At 69.1% G+C, this 20,815-nt stretch carries 15 protein-coding genes and 1 tRNA gene; 3 read left to right on the top strand and 13 right to left on the bottom strand.

Annotated elements, in window-relative coordinates:
* Nucleotides 1-87: 87 nt before the first annotated feature.
* The 12 genes from M2266_RS20075 to M2266_RS20020 form a co-directional block, all read right to left on the bottom strand.
* Complete coding sequence (locus M2266_RS20075; protein ID WP_277439430.1) at nt 88-1,512, bottom strand: DUF6177 family protein; 1,425 nt, start codon at nt 1,510-1,512, stop codon at nt 88-90.
* Complete coding sequence (gene eccCb / locus M2266_RS20070; protein WP_277439429.1) at nt 1,509-5,606, bottom strand: type VII secretion protein EccCb; 4,098 nt, start codon at nt 5,604-5,606, stop codon at nt 1,509-1,511. The genes M2266_RS20075 and eccCb overlap by 4 nt, the downstream gene beginning before the upstream one ends.
* A complete protein-coding gene (locus tag M2266_RS20065; RefSeq protein WP_346780913.1) occupies nt 5,603-6,526 on the bottom strand; it encodes a type VII secretion protein in 924 nt (307 codons plus the stop codon). Before M2266_RS20065 ends, eccCb begins: the two co-directional genes overlap by 4 nt.
* A 269-nt stretch (nt 6,527-6,795) precedes the next feature.
* Nucleotides 6,796-8,160: a type VII secretion integral membrane protein EccD gene (eccD, locus tag M2266_RS20060; RefSeq protein WP_277439427.1), complete on the bottom strand. Its 1,365-nt coding sequence runs from the start codon at nt 8,158-8,160 to the stop codon at nt 6,796-6,798.
* A 13-nt stretch (nt 8,161-8,173) separates the two neighbouring features.
* Nucleotides 8,174-8,467, bottom strand: a complete 294-nt coding sequence (locus M2266_RS20055; RefSeq protein ID WP_277439426.1) for a hypothetical protein — start codon at nt 8,465-8,467, stop codon at nt 8,174-8,176.
* A 40-nt stretch (nt 8,468-8,507) separates the two neighbouring features.
* Nucleotides 8,508-9,368 (bottom strand): immunity 49 family protein, encoded by an 861-nt coding sequence (locus tag M2266_RS20050; RefSeq protein ID WP_277439425.1) that lies wholly within the window; start codon nt 9,366-9,368, stop codon nt 8,508-8,510.
* A gap of 12 nt (nt 9,369-9,380) precedes the next feature.
* On the bottom strand, nt 9,381-11,774 hold the full coding sequence (locus M2266_RS20045; protein WP_277439424.1) for a hypothetical protein: 2,394 nt from the start codon (nt 11,772-11,774) through the stop codon (nt 9,381-9,383).
* On the bottom strand, nt 11,771-12,160 hold the full coding sequence (locus M2266_RS20040; protein ID WP_277439423.1) for a DUF6507 family protein: 390 nt from the start codon (nt 12,158-12,160) through the stop codon (nt 11,771-11,773). Before M2266_RS20040 ends, M2266_RS20045 begins: the two co-directional genes overlap by 4 nt.
* Before the next feature lie 82 nt (nt 12,161-12,242).
* On the bottom strand, nt 12,243-12,551 hold the full coding sequence (locus M2266_RS20035) for a pore-forming ESAT-6 family protein (protein ID WP_277439422.1): 309 nt from the start codon (nt 12,549-12,551) through the stop codon (nt 12,243-12,245).
* A 205-nt stretch (nt 12,552-12,756) separates the two neighbouring features.
* Nucleotides 12,757-13,089, bottom strand: coding sequence for a hypothetical protein (locus M2266_RS20030; RefSeq protein ID WP_164296119.1), 333 nt, complete (start codon nt 13,087-13,089; stop codon nt 12,757-12,759).
* Nucleotides 13,090-13,826: 737 nt separating this feature from the next.
* Entirely contained in the window at nt 13,827-14,693 is an 867-nt protein-coding gene (locus M2266_RS20025; RefSeq protein WP_277439421.1) for an immunity 49 family protein, read from the bottom strand.
* Between the two features lie 1,290 nt (nt 14,694-15,983).
* Nucleotides 15,984-16,057 (bottom strand) — tRNA-Thr (locus tag M2266_RS20020).
* Between the two features lie 202 nt (nt 16,058-16,259).
* Here M2266_RS20020 and ugpC point away from each other — a divergent pair.
* From ugpC to M2266_RS20005, 3 genes are all read left to right on the top strand, one after another.
* On the top strand, nt 16,260-17,378 hold the full coding sequence (gene ugpC / locus M2266_RS20015) for a sn-glycerol-3-phosphate ABC transporter ATP-binding protein UgpC (protein WP_277439420.1): 1,119 nt from the start codon (nt 16,260-16,262) through the stop codon (nt 17,376-17,378).
* Nucleotides 17,379-17,589: 211 nt separating this feature from the next.
* Nucleotides 17,590-18,003: a hypothetical protein gene (locus M2266_RS20010; protein ID WP_277439419.1), complete on the top strand. Its 414-nt coding sequence runs from the start codon at nt 17,590-17,592 to the stop codon at nt 18,001-18,003.
* Nucleotides 18,004-18,073: 70 nt separating this feature from the next.
* Nucleotides 18,074-18,799, top strand: a complete 726-nt coding sequence (locus M2266_RS20005) for a nucleotidyltransferase family protein (RefSeq protein ID WP_277439418.1) — start codon at nt 18,074-18,076, stop codon at nt 18,797-18,799.
* 206 nt (nt 18,800-19,005) lie between these two features.
* Here M2266_RS20005 and M2266_RS20000 read toward each other — a convergent pair whose 3' ends face one another.
* Nucleotides 19,006-20,556: a DoxX family membrane protein gene (locus M2266_RS20000; RefSeq protein ID WP_277439417.1), complete on the bottom strand. Its 1,551-nt coding sequence runs from the start codon at nt 20,554-20,556 to the stop codon at nt 19,006-19,008.
* Nucleotides 20,557-20,815 lie beyond the last annotated feature (259 nt).

The raw sequence follows: 20,815 nt of genomic DNA, 5'->3' as shown, positions 1-20,815 counted from the left end.
CCGACTCAGTCCAGGAACCGGTTGGGCCGTCCGCTCACGCATCGCTCACGCAAATGGCGTGCGGAACACAGGCGGGGCTGGTTCCCCCTATGCCCTTCCGAGGTGCTGTGTGAGCCGTTGGAGTGTGTCCCAGGCCTGGGCGTCGGTGCCGTCGCCCAGCGGGTAATGGAGCGCGGGGGCGGCGGAGGGGCCGAGTTGGACGGGGCACAGGTCCAGGGGCGGGCGGCGGGCGTGGGTGAGGCCGATGTCGCGTACATCGGTGGCTCCCAGGGTGAAGGAGATCGGGACGGGCGGGGCCTCGAAGTGCGGGGGGACGGAGAGGTCGGTCCGGGCGCGGCGGAGGGAGGCGAGCATGGAGCCGAGTCCGTGCTCGGCGACGAGGGTCGCCGCGAGGGGTTCTATCGCGTCGAGCGGCGGAGCTTCGTCCGGGCCATAGCCGAGGGTGAGCGTGATGTCTTCCTGGATGCCGTTCGCGGTGCGGGTGACGCGCTGACTCGCGAGGGCGGGGCGGTCGGGGTCACCGACGACGAACAGCTGGGTGGGCTGGGGCGCACGGTCACGGGCCAAGTCCGTCAACTGCCGCTTCGACCAGGGGAGGTTGATCGGTTCGGCCGTACCCCAGCCGGCGGGAGGCCCGCCGGTGAGTGTTCGCCAGGCGGTTTCCAGGGACCGGCCGAGTACGAGTCTCTCGTGCGGCCGGTGCACGGTACGGAAGGCCACGACGAGCTGGCGTGATTCCACAGGGCCGGCAGCAGCGGCGGTGAAGGCTTCGGCCACCGGTGTCTCGCCGGTGTCGGCGCGTGCCGCGGTGAAGGTGCCGTTCGTCCAGTGCAGTACGGCGCCGGAGAGGCCGTCGTAGTAGCCGCAGTCGGGATCCTGGACCACCCAGCGGTTGGGAACACCGGTGAGGGCGGCGCGCAGCGGCAGGCTGAGACGTACGTGCGGCGGGGTGACGATCTGCAGTGCGTGTCCGCTTTCCGCGGTCGTCCGCAGGATGTCGGAGAGCCAGGCCGTCAGGGCGACCACCGGCCGGTCGGCCAGGATCACCGCGGTCGTGTCGGTGAGAACGTCCACGGCGGGTTGCGCGTCGATGGGCGCCGGATGCACGTCTATGTCGGTTGCCGGTGAATCGGCGAGGCCGACGACTCCGACGGTGCCGGCCGCCGGCGGCCAGGTCACGCCGCCGAGCAGGAGCGCGAGCCTGCCCGCGACCGCGCCGGCGAGCCGTTTGGCCTCGGGAACAGCCGTGGAGGCGCGTGCCTCCGTCCACCAGAACGGGATCTGTGGGAGTGCCGTCTCGCGGCCGAGGAGACGCTCGGCTTCGCCCGGTACCTGGACGAGGAGAGGCGCTTCCACGGATACCAGGGGACGCCCGTCCCGCCCTCGCAACTGGATGACAGCGCCGTCGTTGGCGGAGTCCACCCGCAGTTCCGGTCCGCCCGCGTACAAACCGGCCAGAAGTGCCCCTACATCAGGCATTTTCGGGGTGAGGGCGATGACGTCCTTGGTCATGTGCTGTTCCCCGGATTCTCCGCCGTGGCCGCGGTCGGTGTGTGCGCCGTGTGCACGGAGTCAGTGCTCTGGGCGGGCACGGACTCGGTGGCCGGTTCGGGCGCGGGGGCACTGGGCGCGATGGCCGTCTGGATCAGCTGGTGGGGCCGGCCCCGGCGGACCAGAGTCCCTCGTCCGGGTGGCTGCTGGGAGGCGTACAGACCGGGGAAGAGCTGCCCTTCGGTACGGTCCCCCGTCATGACGAGCGCCGCCGTCCCGCTTTCGCGCAGGGTGGTCAGGAACGGCTCGTACAGCGCCCGCGAGGACCCGGCGACGCGGCGGGCGACGACGAAATGCAGCCCGATGTCCTGGGCGGAGGACACATACGGCAGGAACGGGGCCAGCGGCTGCTGGCCCGCGGTGGTCAGGATGTCGTAGTCGTCGACGAGGATGACGATGCGCGGGCCGGTGAAGGCGGCGCCATCCGGCAGCGCGTCGTGGTCGACGCCCTCCGCAGGCAGGCGTTTCTCCAGCTCGGTGGCGATTCCGGCGGCGAGGCCGGCGCTGACCCTCGCGTTGTGGGCGTAGCCGCCCCGGTACGGCTCGGGGATGACGCCGCGCAGGCCGCGGCGTGGATCGAAGACCGCGAAGACCAGTTCCTCGTCTCCGTACCGGGCGATGAGCTGCTGGGCGAGGAGCTTCAGCAGGTTGGTCTTGCCGCACTCGGTGTCCCCCAGGACCAGCAGGTGCTGGTCGTGCGCGAACAGATCCAGCAGGACAGGTTCGAGACCCTCTTGGCCGACGCCGATGGAAACTCTCGCCGGCTCGGCGGCCAGGGGCGGAAGGTCCGCGGCGGGCAGGCGGGCCGGCAGCACCCGTACGGGCGGGGCGGTTTCACCGTGCCAGTTGGCACGGACGCTCCGGACCGCGTCCTCCAGCGCCGCCCCCAGATCGGTGCCGGGAACGCCGTCGATGCGGGGCAGCGCGGCCTGTGCGAAGAGCTTGCCCTGGGTGAGGACCCGCCCCGGAGCGTCGGTACCGAGGGTCTCGGAGAGCTTGCGATCGATCGAGGAGTCGCTCGGGTCGTTGAGCCGCAGTTCAAGCTGGGTGCCGAACATCGACTGGGTGGCGATCCGCACATCGTTCCAGCGCAGCATGCCCGCGATCACGTGGATGCCGTAGCCGCTGCCTCGTTTGAGCAGGTCGGCGACGGCGTCGTCGAGGGCGGCGAACTCGTCGCGCAAGGCGCCGAACCCGTCGACGATCAGCACGATGTCGGTCGATCCGAGCTCCGGCAACCGGCCTCGGCCGCGCAGGTTCCGGAGCTCGTCGATGGAGTCGATGCCTTGCTCACGGAAGAGTTCCTCGCGGGCGGCGAGCATGGCACGGACCTCGGCGACGGTCCGCGCGGCACGCTCATGATCGGCCCGCCCGGCGATACCGCCGACGTGCGGCAGTCCCGCCAGCGTGCCCAGGCCGCCGCCGGCCAGATCGAGTCCGTAGAGGGCGACCTCGTACGGGGTGTGGGTCATGGCCAGTGACAGCGCGAGGGTGCGCAGCAGCGTCGTCTTCCCGGACTGGGGCCCGCCGATGACCGCCGTGTGCCCACCCGCGACCGTGAGGTCGAGGGTCCATGGCCCCTGCCACTGCCGGGCGGGGTCGTCGAGCAGACCGAGCGGAACCTGCATCGGGCCGGGGCGCTGAGCGAGGTGGAGTCCGCGTTCGGAGACCTGGACGGGTCCTGCGGCGCCGTCGAGAGTGAGCAGGTCGGGCAGTGGGGGAAGCCATACCCGGCGTACGGGCCGTGCAGCGCCGCGGAGTTGGTCGACGATCACCGACATGACGGTTGGGCCGGTCTCCCGCTCCCGCATCGTGGGCTCGGCCCCGTTCACCGCGTCCGCGCCGGTATCCGCTGCCACGGAAAGGGCATTGAAGGCGGGATAGGGCCAGACCATCGGCGTTTCGTCGGCCGACTGGTCCGGAGCCGCCCCGCGGAAGGCACCGGAGACGAATCCGGCCTTGAAACGCTCGTACGTCGAGGTGTCGACCTTCAGGAAGCCGAAGCCCGGCAGGGGCGGCAGGTGGAAGGCGTCCGTCGTGTCCAGTACGGTGCGCGACTCGTCGGCGGAGAAGGTGCGCAGGCCCAGCCGGTAGGACAGATAAGTCTCCAGCCCCTTGAGCCTGCCGGCCTCGATGCGCTGGCTGGACAGCAGCAAGTGCACGCCGATGGAGCGGCCGATGCGTCCTATGGAGAGAAACAGGTCGATGAAGTCGGGTTTCGCGGTGAGGAGTTCCCCGAACTCGTCGATGACGACGAACAGATGAGGGAGCGGTTCAAGGTCCGGACGCTTGGTGCGCAGCGCGGCGTAGTGGCCGATGTCGGCGACGTTCCCTGCTTCCTTGAGGACCTGCTGACGGCGCTTGACCTCGCCCGCGAGGCTGGTGTGCACCCGCTCGACGAGACCGGCCTGGTTCTCCAGGTTCGTGATCACACCGGCGACGTGCGGCAGATCCGCGAACGGGGCGAACGTCGCACCGCCCTTGTAGTCGACCAGCACCATCGCCAGATCCTCCGGCGGATGGGAGACGACCAGGGCGAGCACGAGCGTTCGCAGCAGTTCGCTCTTGCCGGATCCGGTGGCACCCACACACAGCCCGTGCGGTCCCATGCCGAGCTCGGAGGACTCCTTCAGGTCGAGCAGCACCGGCTGGTGGCGGTCGTCCACCCCGATCGGCACGCGCAGGAACGCCCGCTCTCCGCGTGGTGGCCACAGTGCCCCGAGGTCGAGATCCGCCGGATCGGTGACACCCAGCAGGTCGGCGAAGTCCACCGCGCCGGAGACCGGGGTCCCCTCCGCCAACGACTCGGCCGACAACCGCAAGGGTGCCAGCAGCCGCGCGATCCCCTCGCATCCGGGGGTGCTCACGGCGTCCGACGTGCCGTGCACGGCCCGGACGTACTGCGCGCGCAGATCCTCGATCAGTATCTGATCACCGTCGACGGTGATCCGGACGGTCACCTCGTCCGGCTCGTGCACCTGGTCCGAAAGCAGGTGCAGCACGGTCACACCCATGTCCGCCAGCGGTACAGCGGTGTCCGGGCGCGGCAGTTCGGCGGCGGTCGCGCCGTGCTCGTCACTGAGCACCAGGAGCCGGCCGGCGAGCTGCAGCGCGTTCCTGTCGGACAGGCCGCGGCGCACCTCCGCCGCGAAGGATGCCCGCTGCCGCAGGTCGGAACCGAGCAGCCGGGCCAGCTGCGGCAGGCTCGGCGCGATCCGCCGAGCGGCGACCGGCCCGTCGAGCTCCTGCGCGTCCAGCACGTGGGGCAGCCACTTGACCCACTCCCACTCCGCCAGCCGCTCGCCGGGTATCCCGAACGCGAAGGCCACATCGTCGGGGGCGTGCGCGACCGCGGCGGCGATCAGCAGGGCCCGCGCAACCTGCAGGACACCTTCGCGGTCCCCGACGACACTGACGTTCCCCGCGCGGTCCAGCGGCAGCGTCAGCGGGAAGTCCGCCGCCGTCCCGAACCGCGTGACCAGGGCCCGTGCTTCGTTGAGCATGAACGGATCGGGCGGAGTCAGAACGCTCCCGGCGGAGTTCTCCCCGATGGCCAACTCCTGCACCGGTACGTCTCCGGTGCCCAGGCGGATCCGGAGGAAGTCCGCGTCCGTGCGACGTCGTTCCCACAGCCGGGCCGGGTCGTTCACCAGGTCGTACAGCGCCGGCGGCGGCGGACTGAGCACTCTGGCCGACCGGCGCTGTTCCCGTTCCGCCCTGCCGAGCTGGTCGCGCAGCTCCTCCAGATACTCCAGATACCGTTCACGCTGTGTGCGACGGGTCCGCTGCGCCTTGCCCCGTTGCGACATGAAGAGCGCGACCGCGCCCACCAGGGCGACGACCAGCACGATGGCGCCCAGACCGGCGAACTGACTGTTGCGGATGACGGTCATCATCACGACCGAACTCATCACGCCGGCCATCGGCAGCAGAGCAGTGGCGGCCGTACCGGTCTTGCCCTCGGGCAGATTCGGCGGCGGCTCGATCGTCCGGGGGGTCACGGGATCGAGCGGCCGGGTGGAGCGCGCCGGCCGGTGGATCAGCGACACGGTCATCGCGCTCGTACCGCCCGTTCCATGGCCTCAGCCGCCAGGAGGGTGGCGGCCCGCCGGGTGGCGTCACCGAGCAGAGCGGTCCGGATGGGTCCCCCACCGGCCAGATGCCGGTCGTAGGGAAGCGACACCACGGTGACTCCTGTCTCGCGCAGATGCGCGGCGGCGGCCTTCAGGTCGAGCACGGGATCGGGCGAGTTCGCGGTCAGGGCGACCACGGTGGTGGCGAGCGCCGAGTCCGGCAGCCGGGCCAGCCAGTCGAGTACGACACGCGTTCCGTTGACGCCCTCCGCGGTCATCGGGGCGACCACGACGCGGGCGTGGGCGGTGTCCATCGCGGTACGTGCCACCTCGCCCGGCAGGGTCTCGCAGTCCACCACCGTCACCGCGAAGTACCGCCGGAGCGCGAGCGAAACCGTCCGGTACGTCCGTACATCCAGCGGTGCTCCTACTCCTCCCTGGCTCGCGGGGAGCAGCCATCCACCGTCCGTCAGCGGCACCAGATAGCCCGTGATGTCGGTCAGCTGCATCGACGGCGTGAGCAGGTGCGCCAGTTCCGCGCAGGACCACCGCACCGACTGCGCCCCCAGGCGTACCGGCAGGGTGCCGAGCACGGCGTCGGCCTCCAGCGCGAGCACCGGATCGTGCCGGTAGTGGTTGAACGTCCGGGCCAGCAAGGCGGCTGCCGTGGTCTTTCCCGCGCCGCCACGGATCGAGGTCACAGCGATGACCCGTCCCGTCGTCACAGGCTGTTGCAGCTCCCGGGCAACCCGTGATTCCTCGGCCACCTCCCGCGCGGCCGACGCGGTGAGCTTGCGCAGGGAGCGTCCCGTGCGCCGGGCCATCGAGTCCCCACGGAGCGGGGTCCCCATGGCGAGGGCCAGCCGGGGATCGACGGTGGGGACGGACTCGGGCGTGACCATGGGCAGCCGCGAGGTCCGGGCCGGGCGGACCACGGGGGGTGGCGGGTTCGGGGGGACCGGACTCGTCGGGAGCGGGGCGTCACTCGATGGGGGAACCGGTTGAGCGCCGAGCGTCGCCGCCGGTGTCGTGGCGGGGGCGGGCGGGGCGGGCGGGTCCGCCGGTCTGATCGGGTCGGTCGGGTCCCTCGGTGCTTCTGGTGAAGACTGCCGCAACTCCCGCAACACGTCATGCTGCCAGTCACCCTGAGACATGTCCCGTGCCTGCACCCTCACGCGAAAGTGCCGAGCAGGTGCCCGTACACGCCGAACATCCCCACCACCAGCGGGAACAACGCAATCACCCCGACGGACTCCAGGGTGTCCCCGAAGCGCCGCAACCGCACCCGAACGTGCTCGGCGGGCTGAATCGCCAGCACTGCCAGGGGGATCAGGGCCAGCGACGCCACCAGGGCCAGCGGCCCGGCCGTGCCGGACAGGTCCAGCCACACCCAGGCCAGCCGTGCGGCCACCACCGCGGCGGCCGCCAGCAGCGCCACCACCTCGACGATCAGCGGATACGCCCGCGCCCTCAGGGCCAGCACCACGGCGACGACCGCCGCGAGCGGCACGGTCCACACCGTAGGCGTCCGCAGCACCAGAATCCCGGCCGCGGCACCGGACACCGCCACGACGCCGGTGGCGAGAGCGAGCCCGCGGTGGGTGACCGCCAACGCGGTCGTCACCTGATACCGGCTCACCGAAGTCCCCGCAGAGCGGCGGTCGTCGAGGCCCGACAGGCCCGAGGCCATCAACGCGAGGCGCGGCAGCACCCCCAGCGCCACCACCGAGACGATCGCCAGCAGTCCCCCGGCGCGGGCCTGCCCCACCACGCCGCCGGAGCCTGCCTGCGACTGGACGGCGAGCTGCCAGCAGACCGCGCAGCCGGCCACGGCGCCCGCGCCGACCATCCCGCTTCGTCCGAGGGGCGAGAAAGCACCGAGCAGCACCAGGGCCACCACGACCGCCACCGCCACCGCGCCCAAACGCACTTCGCCCGACCAGGCATGCGCGTCGGCCAGCGTCCACGCGCCGAGTGTCCCCAGCGCTCCGGCCGTGGCGGTCAGCGTGGTGGCGAGCCCGCGCTTGGCCACGCGCCAGAGCAGGGCCCCGGCGACCGCCACCAGGGCGGCGACGACCAGCAAGGCGCTCCCGACGGCAGTGAGCGACAGTTCCTGCCGCGCCAGAATTCCGGCCGCCAGCGCCCACACCACCGTGCTCGCTCCGGCGACCGCCCGGCGCGCCGGAGGAGCCCATCGCCACGCCCGGACGTCCAGATCGTCGGCGGCCTCGTCGGTGACGTCGTGCACCACGGGCGCCGACGGAGCATCCTCCACCCGCACCAGCCGCAACACCGCACCGTCCGGCACCCCGGCCGACTCCAACGTGCTGTCATGCGCCAGCGCGCAGCCGTCCGCCGTCACGAGATGACGCAGCATCGGCCGATCGGCCGCCTTGTCGTCCAGCAGCCGCAGAACCTCGTTCAGCAGCAGACCGATCGGCTCCCTGGACGGCAGCACGAGATCGACCCGTCGCCGTTCGCCGACCAGAGTGACCCGGCTCAGTGCCGTACGGCTCAGTGCCACCGGAGATATCACGCGTTCGAACCTATCATCGGGCCGACGGAGGCACGGGGGACGTCACAGCAGGCGCCGAAGGCGGCGAAGACGGCTGCACGGACGACCCGTTGGGGCGCTTGTCCAGCAGCCGGTGGGAGACGAAGGACCAGCCCACACACCCCGCGCAGAGCACCGCCACGATCACGATCCCGGCCGCCGCCTTCCCCAGCCGCTCATCAACCGACCGCCGCTGCCGCTGCCCCCCGAACAACAGAGCATCCCGAAGCCGCCGCCGCCGCACCGACACCGACTCCAGCAACTGACTGTCGTACTCCTGCGCTGCCACAGCTACCCACTATCCGTTCCACTGCCGCGCGCTGTCTCCGTCACGTGGGAAACTCGCCAAGCCAGGCGCGATTGAGCAGCTCACCGGGGATATATTCGGACTCGACCTCGATCGGGAATCCCGCGTCATAAGCAATGCAGGCGATGGCGAGCGGCCCGAGAGCAAGAACGCCCTCGATACTTTCGGCGCGCTCCTCGCTCTCCGTCCAGTAAGCCTTGTGCATGTTCAGGGCCTCGACGAGTGCTTCGTTGAAGCCCGCATGATCCTTCTGTATGAACTGCTGGAACATATTGATGGGCTGATAAAGGATCTTCTGCAGCAGGTCCTCGTCAGCGATACGAGCCACGTTGGGGTAGGAGGCCTCGATTGCTGCGACCAACTTGTCGATCAGTCCCGGACGCTCCAGCCAGTACGCCTGAAGAGCGTCCACCCAGTGGTATACGTACTCGTCGTACTCCGCACCCGAGGCACGCAGCAGATCAAGCGGCACCTCGCACAGTTTCGTCATACGCTCCTGGTCGCGGCAGACGATAGCGAGCCAGAAGGCCGTGAGCCAGTTTCCCGCGATGGCACTGGGTTGCGGCCCGGTCGCCGGAATGGTCCGCACTTCATGGTCGATACGGCACTCGACAGTGCCCTCGGCCACGCTGGCCGAAGCGAAGAGCGCGGACCCCACCTGCATCGCCGTGACCACAGCTTCCCACGTGTCAATTCCGGATCCGTCCGGGTTGACCGCGCAGCGCGCCTGCACGTGCAGGAGAGACTTTCCCAGCGCACTGTTGAACGATCGCGGCGACCGTTCGAGCCTGCGCACCGAGTCGGCCACGCCCTCGCCCAGCACACGCGCGTATGCCTCGTCGTCAGGCCCCGGACTGCCGTGCCGAGCCACCTTGGTCGTCACATTGTTCTCCCATCACCCGATGTCGAACTCCTGCGCGGAGTAGCCGGTGTACGTCCCGGTGTTGGGATTTCCCTTGACCAGTATGTACTCCAACTTCCCATCCTCCAAGGCGTCCTCGAGCGCTTTCGCAAGAGTAGCCTCGGGGCCACCAGGATCCGCCCTCCCTCGAGCGTGCATCTTCCGAATAATGTCGTCAAAATATTCCCTGGTACCCTGCGAAACCCGGGTACCATCCGGCAACTTACGCGAGCCCAGCGGCGTATCCACGCTGCTCTTCGCTTCTATCACTACATAGCCGCCGTCCTCCCTGCGCCAGACCTGGTCAAACTGATCGTTTCCATTACGGGGACCCTCGAGCGGTTCCCTTGTTGCGTTCGAATACCGATCGGGGATGACGTGGCGTTCCGCCACCATCTCCCCGTATTCCCGGGCGGCGTTGGTCATATTCCGCGCCGTAACGGATTGCGCGGCCTCCGCCGCCTTGATGCCGGGGGCGTTGTCCGGAATCGCTTTAGCCGCCTTGAGCCGTTCCTTTGCCAATGTATCCGCTTGGATTGCGTTATGGCGTTCCAGTGCTTTAGCCCGAAGCTCTCTCAGATCCTTCTTGGCTGGTGGAAGGATCTCATTCTTCGACCCTCCCAGGTATTTCTCGGGAAGTGGATCAGGCTCGTCCGACTTCGCTATCAATTCATCTGTGCCAGGTTTCTTCACCAGTTGTGGCGGCGGATACCCGCTCTCATCCTTAAGCGTGGTACTGACACGTGTGCCATCGGTCCCGGAGCGGTAGTACCTGTCGTAGTAGCCCGGTTCGTTGTTGGCACGGTAGACCTGTTGACGGACTCTCTCCTGAAACTCTTCCGGGGTTTCAGATCTACGGCCGTTGTTCCCGGTACCGTCCGAGCCGTTGCCGCCCTGCTGTTCAGATCGGGGGGCGCCTGAGTCCGTGCCATGCCCGCCGCCCCCGCCCCCGCCGGGACCGTCCCCCGCATGTGCTCCCACCAGAACCGGCTCGCGCCGCGGCAACGGGTTGGGCTCGGCTTCGTTGCGCTCAACTTCGGCGAGCTCGGCCGCCGAGGGCTCGCGCCTGATGTCGTCGGCGTGTTGGATGACCTTGCCGGACTCGTTGAATAGCGTGCCCTCTGCGGGGTCGAGGTAGACCGTCCTGCCCTCGCGGTCGATGAGCCGGACGGTGCTCTCGGGGAGACCCACAGGCGGGGGTGCGAGGGCGTCGTCCAGGTCGGGCAGTCGGTAGCCGCCGGCGGCGGTGTCGAGCAGGACGCCGGTCCGCAGGTTCTTCAGGCCGGACAGCATGTCGCCGACCTTGACCACGGCGAACTTGCCGCCCTTGATGACGTAGGTCACCGGGTCGAGCGCTCTGCCGGTCTTCCCGAGCACGGAGATGGTTTTGGCGACCGCCCCCGATTTGGCCGCGCTGCCCGCTCCGTCGGTGAAGATCGCGGTGATGACGTTGAAGGTGACGGCGCCCGCCGCGCGGGCGGGGTTCTTGCCCCACTCGTCGTAGGCGATCAGTGCCTTGCCGGTCTGCTTCACCGCGGTACGGGAGTCGCGCAGGATGCCGGGCAACTTGTCGTCGGGCAGGGCCATGTAGATGGTGCCGACGACGGGGGTGATCATGATGGACAGGCCGGTGGCGAGTTTCGCCAGACCGGTCCACGCCTTGCCCGCCGCGTCCCAGCCGTCCTTGCCGAAGAGGGTGCCGAGGCCCATGACCGTGCCCCACACGCCGTCGACGACGAAGCCGTCCCAGACGTAGCTCTTGACCTGGTGCCCCAACCACGCGAGACCGCTGTACTCCCGGTCGGTGGTCGATCCCCAGGCCGTCTCCTCGGCGTGGTCGAGGTCGTCCGCCTTGTAGCCGTACATGTTCTGCTTGTGGGTACCGTCGTCGGGGATGAGCGGGGCACCACCTACCAGCCCGGTGATCTTGCCGTAGCAGGACCGTTCCGCCGCCCAGAACGCGTCCAGGGTGGCGTTGACGTCGTGCCACAGGTCGTTGTTGTGCTGGACCTTCTTCTTGTCCTCGCGCCAGTCGCCGTCGTCCTCGATGCTCTGCACGAAGGACCAGGCTGAGTGCGTGAGGCTCTCCAGGCGCGCCACGATGGGCCGGACCTCGCCGCCGTAGTCGCGCAGGGCGGAGGCGACCTTCTCCAGGTCCCGCGCGAAGGCATCGGCCTTGGTCGCGACCGGGATCGTCGTGGCGAACAGCTGCTCGGCCTCCGGCGCCTTGTAGAAGGCGGAGAGCCCCTGGAACTCGGAGTTGACCGACGCGCCGGAGGACCGGAAGTGGCCCGCCTGGGTGACCAGGGCCGCCGCGTCGGTCTCCAGGTTCTCCAGGTTCCCGGTGAACTGGGGTATACCTGCTGGGTTGATTAGGTCGTCACTCACGAGTGACCACCCTGCGCTCTGTCGGGGTTGAGCATTTCGGGCGTGGGCTCGGCGATCGCGGCATGCTGTGCGTCCGAGGCCATCTGGAGATTGCCCTGGTTGTAGGCATTGGTCGCCAGGACGGCCCCGTTCAGCGAGTTGGCGGTCCGTACCGCCACGTAGATCACGTCCTGCTCCCGTGCCTGCAGGAATTCTCCCAGAGCTGCCGCGACCGGTCCGGACGGCGCTTCACCGCAGACGGGGCCCGAAATGGTGCCCGCCGCCTTCGCGGCACTCGGCAGGATCGTCCCCAGTTCCGTGCCGGCCTTCGCCAGCCCTTCGGCCGCCGTCTTCGCCTTGTTCAGCACGCCCTGCACACCGGACGTACTGATATCCCAACTCGTCACCAAAGCCCCCGCTTCTTGATCCCCGTACCGGCGCGATCGTCAACGCCTCGACAAGAGCCCGCGGTCCTGCCGGGGCTCGGCGTCAGCCGATGTTGTCAACAGCCGACTTGGCCTTGGTCAGCGTCGACTGCGCCGTGCTGTCGTTCTGCTCCAACGTGGTGCGTACGAGACGGATGATGTCGCGCACCTCGTTCGCGGCACGGTTCCAGCGGATTTCCTTGCCGTGGTACTCATCCGACACACCATCAGCGGTGAAGTCAGCCATCGCGCTCTTCACTGCGGCATCCCGGTCGTGGAGTACGCGCTCCAGCTGGCCGATGATCCCTTGCAACCCACCCTGCACCTCTGACGAGGCCCCGGTGTCGTAGCTGTTCCGGTCCTGATTCCCCATGGCAAATTCCCCGTTCCTCTGTCCGTTTGTCCCGACCGTGTCTAGGGGCTGTCCCGTAATCCCTGGTGGATCAGCGTGCGGCGTCAGATGCGGTGCATCGCACGGCGGAGGGGCGCCCGCATACTGGATGTATTCGGGCGTTCCGACAACGCGGCGAGGTGCCGTAGCTGTCGTCGGGCGCCCGCCAGGGATTACGGGACAGCCCTTAGCGGCCGGAGAACCGGGCAGCGTCGAAGTTGGCTCCGGACATGCCCTTCTGGGCGTTGTCCTCCTGCTCCTGGTCCCCGGTTCCGAACGCCAGATCCATGCCCGCCTGACCACCCAGGATCGACTGCAGCGATCCGTTCAGAGCATTTGTGATCTCGTCCGCGCGCACCTTGAAGGAGTCGAACGCGGCCTTCCCTGCCCCGTTGAACTTCCCCTCCAGCGGATCCGCAGCCGCGATCAACTGCTTGATCAGCGTTCCCAGATCAGTACTGGAACCCTCGGTGCTCTTCCCGAGACCCGACAGCGTCGTAGACCCCATGTCGAACTTCATGCACCCACCCCGAACAATCCGGCGTACACCAGCGCTTCAACCACCACGCTGTGCACTTAAGTCACATCTATCCCATCATGCGCTGTACATGTATATCGACAACCCACGGCAACCACAACACCACTATCAGCCGGATCGGCCTGTCCAATTAGCTTGGTGGCTGGTGCCGTTGAGGACGCAAACACTGCGGAGATGCGGCTCTCGAAGGGCGTACAGCACGGTCTTCCAGCCGGCCAAGCCCTCGCCGGCGGGGTCTGGGAAGGCGGCCTCCGGAGCTTCGGCGTGGTTCCCGCTCTCCCCCTGTCGCATCGCGACAGCCAGCGAGGCGGCCTCCGCCCAGACCATGCGCGCCTTCGCCCTCGCGTTCATCGATCCCGGCCGACGACCCGTAGCCCACCCGGCCAGGCATGTGCGTCAGCCAGTGTCCATGCGCCGAGTACGGCCAGCCCTCCGGCCGTGGCGGTCAGCGTGGTGGCGAGCCCCCACATCCGCCGACGCGAGCGCCCCTGGCTGGAACCCGGCGCCGGGGTAGGCCGGATACCCAGTGCGCGTGCCCGTATAGGGGGGATACCCAAGAACGGGGTCGATGGGGTGTTGACCCTCCGGCGGCCCGAACTTCGAAGGCCGCTGTGCCGGGCTCGCGGCGGGAGGAGGAGAGGGCGCGAAGGACACGGTGCTCCTGGTGAGGTGGACATGGTGGCCGCCGGACAAGGCGGCGGATGCGGGGCCTGGGGCGCTCAGGTCTCGAACTCGCCCAGCCAACTGCGGTCGAGGAGGTTCGCGGGGAGATACTCGGATTCGACGTCAATGGGACGTCCGGCGTCGTAGGCGAGGCAGGCGATGGCCAGCGGGGCAAGGGCGACGGCACCGCTGAGGTCGTCGCTGCGTTCCTCGTCGGCTGTCCAGTACTCCTTGTGCAGTTCGATCGCTTCTACGAGGGCGTCGTTGAACTTCTCCGGATCCTGGCTGATGAAGCGGTGGAAGAGGTTAAGCGGCGGATAAAGGATCTTGAGCATCAGCTCGCGGTCGACGGACTGGAGCGTGTCCGGGGAGGTCCCGTCGAAGGCCGTCACCAGCTTCTCGCCGAGGCCCGGGCGTTCCAGCCAGTATGTCTGGAGGGCATCCACCCAGTGGTAGATGTACTCCTCGAATTGCGCTCCCGAGGACCGCAGTTGCTCGATCGGGACGTTGCAGAGCTGGGACATGCGGACTTGATCACGGCAGATGACAGCGAGCCAGAACGCCTCAAGCCACGTGGCGGCATGTACGAAGTGCCGCGTCCCGGAGGCCGGGATCGCCCGCACCTTGTGCGCGATCATGCACTCGACCGTCGTCCCCTCCGGCGCGCCCGCCGACGCGAACAGGGCAGATCCGGTCTGCATGGCCGCGACCCAGGCCTCCCACGATCCGATCGTGTTCGCGGTCGGATCGTGGAGGCAGTGGACAAAGGCCGTATTGAGGGTCTTGCTGAATGTCAGGCCGAACATCTCCGGCGACTCTTCGAGCCACGCGATTTCCTTCAGCGCACGCGCATAGCTCCTTTGCAGCCGCTGCGCGGAATTCTCGCCCGGGTCGTACGCGGGGCGGGAAATTTTCGGTGCCATTGATTCTTCCTCATGACGAGATGTCCCATTCGGTGCGGCCACGGCCAAGTACGCCTTCGACGCTATGGGCTCGCTCCGTCAGCCAGTTACCGGCGTCGGCGTAGCGCTGGGGCTCGGTCGCCGGGATGGTCCGCAGCTCGTGTTGGATGCGAACCATCCCGGACTGCCGTGATCCGTCACTATTCGGAGACTCGGCGGGTCAGTCGCAGCGTCAGCTCAGCACTGGCCAGCATCCGGATGATCTCGATCGGAAGTTGGCTGAACTCCTTGTGGACTACGTCGGCAGGATCCATCGACGTGGTCGTTCGGCGCAACAGGGTAGTGGCGCTCAGGAGCACCTCCGTAGAGCTGCCGGGTGTAGCGCTCTGACGCGGTGTACCGATTGACATGTCCTCGCAGCTTGCGCAGTTGATCGAGCGTGAGATCCGTCCGACCCGGCAGCAGCGCTGGGCGTGAAAGGTCAGGTTCCCCGTTGTCGGCAGGGGGAGCACCTCGTCGTCGGGTGAGGTCTCCTCGGCGCCGTGGCCGTCGCCAGGCTCTTCGCCGCCCGATCCATTCGAATGATGGCCATGGTCCGGCCCCCCGGTGCCGCTGGGGTGTTCGCTATGAGCAGCCGTCGATCCAGCAGGCACCGGCGCATGCGCGGCTTCCGACCCGGACGCGGGATGAACGGTCGCCGGATGAGGAACACGTCCGTCTTCCGACCCACCGTGGACAGCCCTGGCTCCGTGGTCGGGGTCATACGTAGCCCGGCCGGGCGGCAGGTGCCCGCCCCTGGCTCCGATGGAGCTGTCCCCGGTATGCGCGCCGACAAGCGCGGGCTCCCGGTGCGGCAGTGGGTTTCTGCCGGGCGGCCCGTTCAGCTGCGGAGGGCTCGACCTTGACGTCCTCCGCGCGTTGTATGACGTTGCCGGACTCGTTGAAGAGCGTGCCCTTGACGGCGTCGAGGTAGACCGTCTTGCCCTCGTGGTCGATGAGCCGGACGGTGTTCTCGGGGAGCCCGCGGGCGAGGGCGTGAGTGCGTCGTCCAGGTCGGGGAGCCGGTAGCCAACAGACACCAGCCTGCTGCCGGAATTCGACCGCGCCATCGCCGAGCGCGCCGCGCTCCTCGTACCCCGCGCGAGCAGGGCGAACGGGCCGAACGGTGCTCCCCCGTTCGACTCAGTCCAGGAGCAGGTTGGGCCGTCCGCTCACGCATCGCTCACGCAAGCGGCCCCGGACGGGTCGTCCGAGGCCGTTGGCGAAGCTCCCAGAAGGCCAAACCTGCAGCTCATCCGAGGTGAAGCGGTGAGCCCCCTGTCGGATTCGAACCGACGACCTTCGCTTTACAAGAGCGGTGCTCTGGCCAGCTGAGCTAAGGGGGCCTGGTCCCGGTGGGTGGGGCCAGGAGAAGTGTACTCAAGGCCGGGGGTGCCGGGGGTAGCGGAAAAGTCGGGGACCTGGGGCTACTGACAAAGGGGCAGGCGGCGGGTAGCGTCACGGTCAGTTCGCGTTCTGCGGACTAGACCAATCTTTCCTTTACTCGGATCGTCCGGCACGTTCCTGCCGGTGAAGGGCGCATCAGCTATGGCTACTGTCACGTTCGACAAGGCGACTCGCATCTACCCGGGCTCGGAGAAGCCCGCGGTGGACGGCCTCGAGATCGAGGTCGGGGACGGCGAGTTCCTGGTTCTGGTCGGTCCGTCCGGCTGTGGGAAGTCGACCTCCCTGCGCATGCTCGCGGGTCTCGAGGACGTCAACGGCGGAGCGATCCGCATCGGTGAGCGCGACGTCACGCACCTGCCGCCGAAGGACCGGGACATCGCGATGGTGTTCCAGAACTACGCGCTGTACCCGCACATGACCGTCGCGGACAACATGGGCTTCGCGCTCAAGATCGCCGGCGTGAACAAGGCGGAGATCCGCAAGCGCGTCGAGGAAGCCGCGAAGATCCTGGACCTCACCGACTACCTGGCGCGCAAGCCGAAGGCGCTCTCCGGTGGCCAGCGCCAGCGTGTGGCGATGGGCCGCGCGATCGTGCGCGAGCCGCAGGTGTTCCTCATGGACGAGCCGCTGTCGAACCTCGACGCCAAGCTCCGTGTGCAGACCCGTACGCAGATCGCCAGCCTGCAGCGCCGGCTGGGCGTCACGACGGTCTACGTCACCCACGACCAGGTCGAGGCCATGACGATGGGCGACCGCGTGGCCGTCCTCAAGGACGGGTTGCTGCAGCAGGTCGACACCCCCCGCAACATGTACGACCGCCCGGCGAACCTGTTCGTCGCGGGCTTCATCGGCTCGCCGGCCATGAACCTCGTCGAGGTCCCGATCACGGACGGTGGCGTGAAGTTCGGCAACTCGATCGTCGCCGTCGAGCGCGACGCGATCGCGGCCGCCGCCGACAAGGGCGACCGCACGGTCACCGTCGGCGTCCGTCCGGAGCACTTCGACATCGTGGACGGCGAGGCCAAGTCGCTGTCGAAGGACCAGCCGGCCGGTCTGGCCGTCACGGTCAACGTCGTCGAGGAGCTGGGCGCGGACGGCTTCGTCTACGGCAGCGCCGAGGTCAACGGCGAGCACAAGGACCTGGTCATCCGGGTCGGCGGCCGCGAGATCCCGGACAAGGGCTCCGTGCTGCACGTCGTGCCGCGCGGTGGCGAGGCCCACGTGTTCTCGACCTCCACCGGCTCGCGCCTCAGCGACTGATTCCAGCGGGCATATAAGCAGTTCGGAACGGCCGTCCACGCAACCTGTGGGCGGCCGTTCCGCGTTGTGCGTCGCGGTGTCGACAAATACCCGTACAGATCGGTCCTTTCGACCCTGTTCGTCAACCGGCCGCACCCGTATCAGCGATTCCCCTCACCCGGCAGGGTGACGGAATGTCTCCCTTCCATCACCCATCGCTACGATCGCGAGCGTGAACCAGGTAGCTCGCCGCATCGGCAAGACATTCGCGCTCGTACTCCCGGTCGTCCTCGTGCTGTCCGGGACCCTCGCCGTCACCCGCGTCCCGTGGGCGACCTCCGCCTCCGAGGCCCAGGTGCTCACGGCCTCGCACAACAAACCCGAGGTCGTTCCGTCCTCGAAGGAGCCGCAGGAGATGCTGCGCACCCGCCTGCTGGACGAACTCCAGCACAAGTCCGCGGGCGTCGTACTGACCGACCTGCAGGCGGAGATGGCCACCAGGCCGTCGCTGGCGCAGTACTGCACGTCGATCGCCCGGTCGCTCGGCCGCGCCGCCGTCGCCAAGTACGGTCCGGTCCGCGCCCAGTCCTTCTCGCGTCCGGTGTGCGACACCTCGTTCGCGACCGGCGTCGCGTCCGTCTACTGACCATGAGGGGCGTCCCCCGTCGCCCGGGGACGCCGTCACCACGACAACGGGGTCCCGTAGGGTGCCGGGCATGACGAACGGCGCTCCCACCGTGACCCAGGCCGTCCTCCTCGCCGGAGGGCAGGGGTCGCGACTGCGGCCCTACACCGACGACCGTCCCAAGCCGATGGTCGAGATCCCGGGCACCGGGACACCGATCATCGGCCACCAGCTCGACTGGCTGGCCGCCGAGGGCGTCACCGACGCCGTCGTCTCGTGCGGCCACCTCGCCGAAGTGCTCCAGGAGTGGCTGGACGCGGCCCGGTTGCCGCTGAACGTCACCACCGTCGTCGAGAAGGAACCGCTGGGCCGCGGCGGCGGGCTCAAGTACGCCGCCGCGTCGCTCCCGCGCCCCGACGAGCCCTGGTACGCCACCAACGGCGACATCTGGACCCGCTTCTCGCTGCGCGAGATGGCCGCGTTCCACCACGAGCGCGCCGCGGTCGCCACGCTGGCGCTGGCCCGCCCCCGGATCCCGTGGGGCGCCGTGGAGACCAACGAGTTCGGGCAGATCCTCGACTTCATCGAGTCCCCGCCCTCCCCCTTCCTGATCAACGCGGGCGTGTACGTCTTCGACCCGGAGTTCGCCGGGCTGCTGCCGGCCCTGGGCGACCACGAGCGCACCACGTTCCCCCGGCTCGCGCGCGAACGCCGCCTCGCCGGCTTCCCGATCCCGCACGGCGCGTACTGGCGGGCCATTGACACGGCGAAGGACCTCACCGAGGCCGCCAAGGAGCTGGCCGCTCTCCAGCGTTGAGCCGCTGAGCCGGGAGCCGACGGAACGTCTGCGGGATCCCTGGGCGGGGTCCTGCGCCTTCCGTACGTACGTCGCCGGACCCAGGACGCCTCCAGCCCTCCGCGGCCCCTACAGGCCCCGTCACGCCCTCCGACCGCGAACGTGGCGGTGGCCCGCACCCCCGAAGGGTGCGGGCCACCGCCACGTCGTACGGGGAGCCGAGCCCGTCAGGCCGCTCCGCCGGTGCCTCCGGCGTCACCGGACGGCCCCGACCGGCCGAGCAGCAACCCGGCGGGTGATCCGCTGCCCAGGAGGCCGCCGATCGGGTCGTGCACGGTGCCCCTGCTGGTCGTCGGCGCAGTGGTCGGACGGTGGGTCTGGTGCGGGGTGCTGGACTGCGTCGGCCGCGATGAGGACTCGCGCGGCTTGCCACTGCTGCTGCTCCCGCTGCCCGTGCTGCCGCTGCCCGTGCCGCCGCTCCTGCGAGTGCCGGTCGGCGACGCCGATGGCGACTTCGACGGCTTCTTCTTGGCACCGGCGGACTTCGACGGCTTCGGGGTCGGCTTGGGCTTGCCGGGCGTGGCCGTCCCCGACACCTCGGGCAGCGGGGTGCCCGGCAGGTTGTTGACGGGGACGCGCTCCGGGGCCGGCGCGTCCGTGTGCGTGCTGGACGACCGCACCGCGGCACCCAGCACCGAGCCGCACACCAGCGTCAGGCCGACGAAGACCGTGGCCAGCACCACGCCACGGCGCAGCACCCGCTTGCGCAGGTCCCACAGATCGGCGCGCGGCCCGAGCCGGCGCCATGCCTCGCCCGCGAGGCGGCCGTCCACGGAGTAGACGGGGGCGCCCGCGATGACCAGCGGGCTCCAGGCGGCGAGGTAGATGAAGTCCGGCGCGTCGTAGACCGGGACCGTGCGCCAGGTCACCGTCACCAGCAACGCCACGGAGAGGGCGGCGGCGACGGACGCGGCGACCCGCTGCCACAGCCCGCAGATCGTGAGCACGCCGACGATCACCTGCAGGAAGGCGATGGTCAGCCCGGCGCCCACGGGGTGCGTGAGCGCGAGGTCGCGCAACGGCGCCGCGGCGGCCCAAGGGTGCAGCGACGTCAGCCACTTGACCATTGAGCCGCGCTCGCCGCCGTCGAAGTACACGGGGTCGCAGAGCTTGCTCATGCCGGCGTAGACCGAGATGAGGCCGAGGAAGACGCGCAGCGGGAGCAGGACGACGCCGAGGTTCATCCGGTGCCCGGGGTACCAGGCGTGCCGGACCGGTTCGGTATTGCGGCCGCGCCGGATCCCGGCCTGCTCGTCGGATCCGGCCGTCGGGCCCTTGCCGCGGCCGGCGCCGAACTCGTCGTCAAAGCCGTCGTAACCGTTGTCGTCGAAGGCGCCGCGCGCCGGCCGGACGCCGCGCAGCAGCTCGGGTTCCGGCATGCGCGGGCCGACGACGCCGGGCGTCGTCCTCGCGGCCGCGTCGATCCGCGGCAGCAGCTGCGTCGAGCCGGCGGGTGTGTCGGGGCCGGAGCGTCCGGAGCCGGACTCCGCGCCGGCGTGGCGGACCGCCTGCAGGAGCCGGCCGGCGGCCGGGTCGCCGGGCTCGGTCCTGCCGGACCACACCACCGGTGCGGCCCGTCGCTTGACGGAGCTGGGAATGACGGGGATCCGCGCGGTCTCGTCGAGGCTCAGGGCACGGGCCGAGGTCGCGCCGAGCCGGACGCGGAAACTCGCGTGGTTGACGATGACCTGGGCCGGGTCGCTCGGAACCTTGAGCATGCTCAGGGCAGGCTCGTCGAACCCGGGCGTCCCACCCCCCGTAGGAGTGCGGGGTGTTCTGGTGTCCACACTCCACTAACCGAGTGACGGACGGTTAGGACACTGCCGACGCCACGTTGGATGTCCGAGACCCGTCAAGATCAACAGGATTGGGGCCCTGGCCGGGGAGGATGCGGATTTGTCCCGGCAAAGATCGTGGACCCGGAACGAGGTGATCGGTCCGGGTCCACGGGGGTCATCACGCGTCAACGTCGTACGT

Origin of the sequence: Streptomyces sp. SPB162, from assembly GCF_029504575.1 — a bacterium.
Taxonomy (GTDB): Bacteria; Actinomycetota; Actinomycetes; order Streptomycetales; family Streptomycetaceae; genus Actinacidiphila.
This window is presented reverse-complemented; position numbering and strand designations above follow the sequence as displayed.

What these genes read in the sequence shown, in the direction of transcription:
- M2266_RS20000 (WP_277439417.1), bottom strand. Translation starts at nt 20,556, where the DNA reads ATGCTCAAGGTTCCGAGCGACCCGGCCCAGGTCATCGTCAACCACGCG.
- M2266_RS20065 (WP_346780913.1), bottom strand. Translation starts at nt 6,526, where the DNA reads ATGGTCACGCCCGAGTCCGTCCCCACCGTCGATCCCCGGCTGGCCCTC.
- M2266_RS20035 (WP_277439422.1), bottom strand. Translation starts at nt 12,551, where the DNA reads ATGGGGAATCAGGACCGGAACAGCTACGACACCGGGGCCTCGTCAGAG.
- eccCb (WP_277439429.1), bottom strand. Translation starts at nt 5,606, where the DNA reads ATGACCGTGTCGCTGATCCACCGGCCGGCGCGCTCCACCCGGCCGCTC.
- M2266_RS20075 (WP_277439430.1), bottom strand. Translation starts at nt 1,512, where the DNA reads ATGACCAAGGACGTCATCGCCCTCACCCCGAAAATGCCTGATGTAGGG.
- M2266_RS20005 (WP_277439418.1), top strand. Translation starts at nt 18,074, where the DNA reads ATGACGAACGGCGCTCCCACCGTGACCCAGGCCGTCCTCCTCGCCGGA.
- M2266_RS20025 (WP_277439421.1), bottom strand. Translation starts at nt 14,693, where the DNA reads ATGGCACCGAAAATTTCCCGCCCCGCGTACGACCCGGGCGAGAATTCC.
- M2266_RS20030 (WP_164296119.1), bottom strand. Translation starts at nt 13,089, where the DNA reads ATGAAGTTCGACATGGGGTCTACGACGCTGTCGGGTCTCGGGAAGAGC.
- ugpC (WP_277439420.1), top strand. Translation starts at nt 16,260, where the DNA reads ATGGCTACTGTCACGTTCGACAAGGCGACTCGCATCTACCCGGGCTCG.